Below are 6,000 nucleotides of genomic sequence, written 5' to 3' on the forward strand. Positions count from 1 at the left end.
CCGCACCGGCGCCGTTCCTGCGACCGGGCCGGCCTGTGGGACCGCACGGGCGAGCCGGCCGGCCCTGTCAGGCCGCGGCCTCGGGGCCGGGCGGGTCCGGTGGGTCTCGGCGGGAGACCGGGGCGACCCCGAGGGCGAGTGAGGCGAGGGAGCCGCAAGGGCGCGTGAGTGTCGAACGCGGCTGCCGAAAGGGAGAGCGCGCGCAGGTCACGAGGACCGAGTGACCGCGTGACCGCGCATGATCGACCGTCGGCACACGCGCACGGCGCCCCGGAGATGAACCCGAGCCCTAGGAAGAAGCGGGAGCATCCATGAGGACGGTGCGGCGGGGGTTGGCCGTCTGGGTGGGAAGATCGAGCAGGTGCTCCTGCCGCTCCGGCGTCTGGAGCTCTTCCGCGTCCTTGAGGTGGGCGAGGGTGGTGCGCCGGGGGTTGGCTATGTTGCGGAACATCGTCGTCGTCTTCATGTGTGGTGTCTGACCTTGTCGGGTACGGCGCTTGCGGAGCAGCGCGGTTGACGGAGTGCCCATCCTTGTAAAGCGTCAGGCTAAACACCGAATTCCCGCCGAAAGCCAGGAAGACTCAACGATCACCGTGTGAGTTTGCTCACGACGGTACGGGCAATCCCGACAATCCAGACTCCCGATCTTCGATGCGGAATCGGACATTAGCCACCTGAAGCCACCATTCCGCTCCTGATCATCGCGACTGGGACACCCCCCACCCCTAAGCGACTCATTGCGTAAAGTCCGTTTTCTCCAGAAACGGCTTCTACGGCTCGTGACCCGCCGCTTACACGGTGTCATCCAGGTCACAGCCCGGTACGGGGCCCTTGTTGGAGATCCTGCACTGTGCTGGAATTCCTCGGACCGCCGCGGGTTTCAGAGCCGGCGCGCATGGGCGCAACGCAGCGCCGAGTTGCGGCGGGAAAGGGGGAGCAGCGCCGGTCAATCACGACCACCATGGGGCTCGATCCATGCCCCGATACGCCGACACCGTCCCGCCGTACAAGCGGAGGGACGCCTGGTCCAGAGGTTGCGACGCTAGTGCAGGGACGTTTCAAGAGGGATGGCATGGGGCGTCCCCAGGCCCACCAGGGCCAAGGGGAAGCTGCATCGGAAGAGGAGTCGCGCGGCGGGACCGACCGCGGCTCCTCACCCCAGCACGCCCACAACCAGGGACCCACCGCGTCCGGTGACGGCGGCGAGCGCTCAGGCCGCGCCGCCACCCGGACGTCCGGCGGCAGGGCATCCGGCGGCAAGACGTCCGATGCGAAGGCACCCTCCGGCGACACGGTGGGCTCCCCGGCCCAGTCGAAGGGCCCGACGGACACAGGCTCGCGAATAGCGCTGCGCAACTGGCGCATCAGCACGCGACTCGTCTCGCTGCTGACTCTGCCGGTCGTCGCGGCGACCACGCTGGGCGGACTCCGTATCAACGAGTCCATGGACGACATGAAGCAGCTGGATCACATGCAGCTGCTCACCAAGATGACGACGGAAGCGACCGAGCTGGCGCACGCACTCCAGCAGGAGCGCGACCTGTCCGCCGGTCCGCTGGTCAACGGCGCCGTCGAGACCGACTTCAAGGTCTCCGGCCCGCGTACCCAGACCGACCGCGCCCGCAAGGCGTTCCTCGACGCCACGCGCTCCATCCCGAACAAGGACGACGATCAGGCGCTGGAGTCCATCCGCGCCAACGCCAACCAGATCGCGGTCCAGGTCAACAACCTGAAGAACATCCGCACCAACGCGTACAAGGGCAAGATCCCCAAGTCGCAGACGATCGAGAGCTACAGCAGGCTGATCGAGTCGCTGCTGAGCCTCTCCGCGGACATGGCGCAGGCGACCAGCAACCCGGAGATGATCAAGCGGACCCGTGCTCTGGCGGCCTTCTCGTCCGCCAAGGAGTACGCGTCCATCCAGCGGGCCGTGATCGCGGCGGCCCTCCCCGGCGGCGACACGAACGACGTCCCCGGACTCACCGAGAACGACCGTCTGTACGGACAGGCGGCTCTCGAGAACGGCGAGTCCGAGCTCAAGAGCTTCGGGTCGATCTACGAGTCCACCGGCGGTGACTCCCAGGAGCTGATGGCTCCGCTGGAGAACGAGAACCCGACGATCACCGCGGCCGAGCAGTACGCCAAGCGCGTGCTGGAGAACCAGAACGGTCTGGCGCGGCTGCCGATCCGCTCCCACCTGGACTGGACCGACGACTACTCGGTCCGCATCAACGCGATGAAGACCATCGAGCAGACGCTGCTCGGCCAGATGGAGGCCGAGGCCCGCAAGCTGCGCGAGGCGTCCCAGCAGGACGCGATCATCAACGGTGCGCTGATCTTGATCGTCCTGGGTGTGTCACTCGTCGGCGCCTTCGTCGTGGCCCGCTCCATGATCCGCTCGCTGCGCCGACTCCAGGACACGGCGACCAAGGTCGCCCAGGACCGGCTGCCCGAGCTGGTCAAGCAGCTCTCGGAGTCCGACCCGCAGGACGTCGACACGTCCGTCGAGTCGGTCGGCGTCCACTCGCGCGACGAGATCGGCAAGGTGGCCGCGGCCTTCGACGACGTGCACCGCGAGGCGGTCCGCCTCGCCGCCGAGCAGGCGTTGCTGCGAGGCAACGTCAACGCGATGTTCACCAACCTCTCGCGCCGCAGCCAGGGTCTTATCCAGCGCCAGCTCTCGCTCATCTCCGAGCTGGAGTCGCGTGAGGCCGACCCGGACCAGCTGTCGTCGCTGTTCAAGCTGGACCACCTCGCGACCCGTATGCGCCGGAACGGCGAGAACCTCCTCGTCCTCGCCGGCGAGGAGCCGGGCCGTCGCTGGACCCGCCCCGTGCCGCTGGTCGACGTGCTCCGTGCCGCCGCCTCCGAGGTGGAGCAGTACGAGCGCATCGAGCTGGCCTCTGTGCCCACCACCGAGGTCGCGGGCCGCGTCGTCAACGACCTCGTGCACCTGCTCGCAGAGCTGCTGGAGAACGCGACCTCGTTCTCCTCGCCGCAGACGAAGGTCCGCGTCACCGGTCACGCGCTGCCCGACGGCCGCGTCCTGGTCGAGATCCACGACACCGGCATCGGCCTCTCCCCCGAGGACCTGGCCGCGATCAACGAGCGGCTGGCGTCCCCGCCCACCGTGGACGTCTCGGTCTCGCGCCGCATGGGTCTGTTCGTGGTCGGCCGCCTGTCGCTGCGGCACGGCATCCGTATTCAGCTGCGTCCGTCTGACTCCGGCGGCACGACCGCACTGGTCATGCTGCCCGTCGATGTCGCCCACGGGGGCAAGAAGGCTCCGGCGAAGCCCGGTGCGGGCGGCGGCCAGGGTGCCGCCGCGCCGGCCGGTGACGGTGTTCCGACCGGTCTGCCCGGCCGTCCCGGCGCCGGCGGCGGCCGCCCGGGTCTCGGCGGTGGCAACGGCGGCCAGCCCGGTGGTGCCCCCTCCGGCCCGGGCAACGCTCCCGGCGGCCTGCTCGGTGCCGGTGCGCAACGCGGTCAGGTGGGTGCCGGTTCGGCGCCTCGTGTCGCACTGCCCGCCCGCGACGGCTCGGGACGTCCCGTCCAGGGGCAGCAAGGACAACAGGGACAGCAGGGACAGCACGGGCAAGGCCAGCAAGGACACGGCCAGTACGGCCAGGGACAGCCGCAACAGGGCCAGGGTCAGGGGCGGCACGGTCAGGGGCCGATGCAGGACGCTTCGCGTCAGGGCGGCCTCTTCGGCTCCGGCCCCGCTCAGGGCGCCCCTGCCCGCAACCAGGCCCCGCAGAACGGCTTCCACAGGGACGGGCCCGCCGCCGGCGACCGTGACCGGCAGCTGCCGGCACCCGGTGGACCGCGTGCGGAGCTGCCGGGCGGCCCGCTCGCTCCTCGGCGCGACGAGCCGGTCCCGCCGCGGCCCCAGCGCCCGCAGGCCACCAGCTGGGGCAGCGACCAGGCGTCGCAGCCGCAGCCCGCGTCCGCGGACATGCCCCGCGGTCACGAGGACCACGACGGCAACCGGGGCCCCGGCTCGACGGCCGAGTTCGCGCGGCCCGACTACAACGCGGGTCCGCCGCGCGCCGACCGCCCGGCCGCGCCGGGGCAGTTCGTACGCCCCGACGTGTACAGCGCGCCGAACCCGTCCGGCTCCGGTCAGTACGGCCGTCAGGACGCGCAGGACCCGGCGTCCACGACCCAGTTCGCCCGTCCGGACTTCGGGGCGCCGCAGCCGCCCGCCCCGCAGCGGCGGGACGAGTCGAGCTTCGCGCCGCCGAGTCCGGCGGGGCTGCCCGCTCCGCACCGGCCTGAGGCGCTGCCGCCGGCCGGTCCTGGCGACGGCCGTACCCCGCTGTACGACACACTGGAGACGAACTGGTTCCATGGTGCGCACGGCGGCGACCGGTCCGCGGAGCAGCCGCAGGCATCGGCCGAGCAACCTGCTCAGCCGACGTCGCAGCGCAACCCGGCGCCGAACCCGGGGACCCCGGCAGGCGCTTCCCACGCGAGCGGTGCCTGGCGCTCCTCGCCCAACGACGAGTTGGTACGTCAGGCCGAGCGGGTCAAGAAGCCCGCGGCCGGCGGCGTCACCACCTCCGGTCTGCCCCGGCGGGTCCCCCGCGCCAACCTTGTGGCGGGAACCGCTCAGGAGCAGAACCACCAGGCCGGTCCGCAGGTCTCGCGTGCGCCCGATGACGTGCGCGGTCGGCTGACCAATCTCCGCCGGGGTATCCAGCAAGGCCGTCAGCAGAACAGCTCGACGACCGGAAGCTTCGACCTCGGCCCCTCTCACCAGCAGGAGCGTTAGTTGAGCCCGATGAGCCAGGCGGCGCAGAATCTGAACTGGTTGATCACCAATTTCGTGGACAACACCCCAGGGGTGTCGCACACGGTGGTGGTCTCCGCCGACGGTCTTCTGCTGGCGATGTCCGAAGGTTTCCCGCGCGACCGCGCCGATCAGCTGGCGGCCGTGGCCTCCGGCCTGACCTCGCTGACCGCCGGGGCGTCCCGTATTTTCGAGGGCGGTCCGGTGAGCCAGACCGTCGTCGAGATGGAACGGGGCTTCCTGTTCCTGATGTCCGTGTCCGACGGGTCCTCGCTGGCCGTGCTCGCGCACCCGGACTGCGACATCGGTCTCGTGGGTTACGAGATGGCGCTCCTGGTCGACCGTGCGGGCAGCGTCCTCACGCCGGACCTGCGCGCCGAGCTGCAGGGAAGCCTGCTGCACTGATCCGTGAGCGCGAGCCGTACCCCACGCAACGGCTCGCCGTCCGCCACCGCACCGTCCCAGCTCGGCCGCCCACGGCCCCCCACCGGCCCAACCAGACGGCACAGCCGACCACTTGCTGTCACGCCCGGAGGATTCATGACCCCGCCACCCGCCTCTCACGATCCGTACGGCACGTCGGTAGACGCGTACGGGGACGAGGGCGACCAGCCGCTGGTACGTCCGTACGCCATGACCGGCGGCCGGACCCGGCCGCGCTACCAGCTCGCCATCGAGGCGCTGGTCAGCACCACGGCCGACCCGGCTCTGCTCGCCGGGTTGCTTCCCGAGCACCAGCGGATCTGCCATCTGTGCCGGGAGGTCAAGTCGGTCGCCGAGATCTCGGCGCTGCTGTCGATGCCGCTCGGTGTCGCTCGAATCCTCGTCGCCGACCTGGCGGAGGCCGGCATGGTGGCCATTCACCAGCCGGGCAACGGAGAGGCCGGCGGGACGCCGGATGTGACACTGCTCGAAAGGGTGCTCAGTGGACTTCGCAAGCTCTAGCGGCGGTGCTGCACGGTCGACCACCAGCGCGAAGATCGTGGTGGCGGGCGGCTTCGGCGTGGGCAAGACCACGTTCGTCGGCGCCGTCTCGGAGATCAACCCGCTGCGTACCGAAGCCGTCATGACCTCCGCCTCCGCGGGCATCGACGACCTCACCCACACCGGCGGCAAGACGACCACCACCGTCGCCATGGACTTCGGCCGCATCACCCTCGACCAGGACCTCATCCTCTACCTGTTCGGCACCCCCGGACAGGACCGCT

At 70.5% G+C, this 6,000-nt stretch carries 5 protein-coding genes; 4 read left to right on the plus strand and 1 reads right to left on the minus strand.

Translation table 11 applies throughout. The features are described from left to right. Positions 1 to 289 precede the first annotated feature (289 nt). A complete protein-coding gene (locus AB0903_RS16775; protein ID WP_366703368.1) occupies positions 290 to 466 on the minus strand; it encodes a hypothetical protein in 177 nt (58 codons plus the stop codon). Positions 467 to 1,072: 606 nt separating this feature from the next. On the opposite strand from AB0903_RS16775, the gene AB0903_RS16780 reads away from it, so the two are divergent. From AB0903_RS16780 to AB0903_RS16795, 4 genes are all read left to right on the plus strand, one after another. Further along, the gene (locus AB0903_RS16780; RefSeq protein ID WP_366703370.1) at positions 1,073 to 4,774 is read left to right on the plus strand and encodes a nitrate- and nitrite sensing domain-containing protein; all 3,702 of its coding nucleotides are present in this window, start codon (positions 1,073 to 1,075) and stop codon (positions 4,772 to 4,774) included. 9 nt (positions 4,775 to 4,783) lie between these two features. Continuing rightward, entirely contained in the window at positions 4,784 to 5,197 is a 414-nt protein-coding gene (locus AB0903_RS16785; RefSeq protein WP_005311457.1) for a roadblock/LC7 domain-containing protein, read from the plus strand. A gap of 135 nt (positions 5,198 to 5,332) precedes the next feature. Continuing rightward, positions 5,333 to 5,737 (plus strand): DUF742 domain-containing protein, encoded by a 405-nt coding sequence (locus AB0903_RS16790; protein ID WP_005311458.1) that lies wholly within the window; start codon positions 5,333 to 5,335, stop codon positions 5,735 to 5,737. Beyond that, positions 5,718 to 6,000: ATP/GTP-binding protein (locus AB0903_RS16795; RefSeq protein ID WP_351189814.1), on the plus strand; the 283-nt coding region annotated here is incomplete at its 3' end. The genes AB0903_RS16790 and AB0903_RS16795, both read left to right, overlap by 20 nt.

Origin of the sequence: Streptomyces sp. NPDC048389 (genome assembly GCF_040706335.1) — a bacterium.
In the GTDB taxonomy this organism is placed as follows: Bacteria; Actinomycetota; Actinomycetes; order Streptomycetales; family Streptomycetaceae; genus Streptomyces.

Bases quoted from the DNA above. Each gene is read 5' to 3' on its own strand.
- AB0903_RS16790 (WP_005311458.1), top strand. From the start codon at position 5,333: ATGACCCCGCCACCCGCCTCTCACGATCCGTACGGCACGTCGGTAGAC.
- AB0903_RS16775 (WP_366703368.1), bottom strand. From the start codon at position 466: ATGAAGACGACGACGATGTTCCGCAACATAGCCAACCCCCGGCGCACC.
- AB0903_RS16785 (WP_005311457.1), top strand. From the start codon at position 4,784: ATGAGCCAGGCGGCGCAGAATCTGAACTGGTTGATCACCAATTTCGTG.
- AB0903_RS16780 (WP_366703370.1), top strand. From the start codon at position 1,073: ATGGGGCGTCCCCAGGCCCACCAGGGCCAAGGGGAAGCTGCATCGGAA.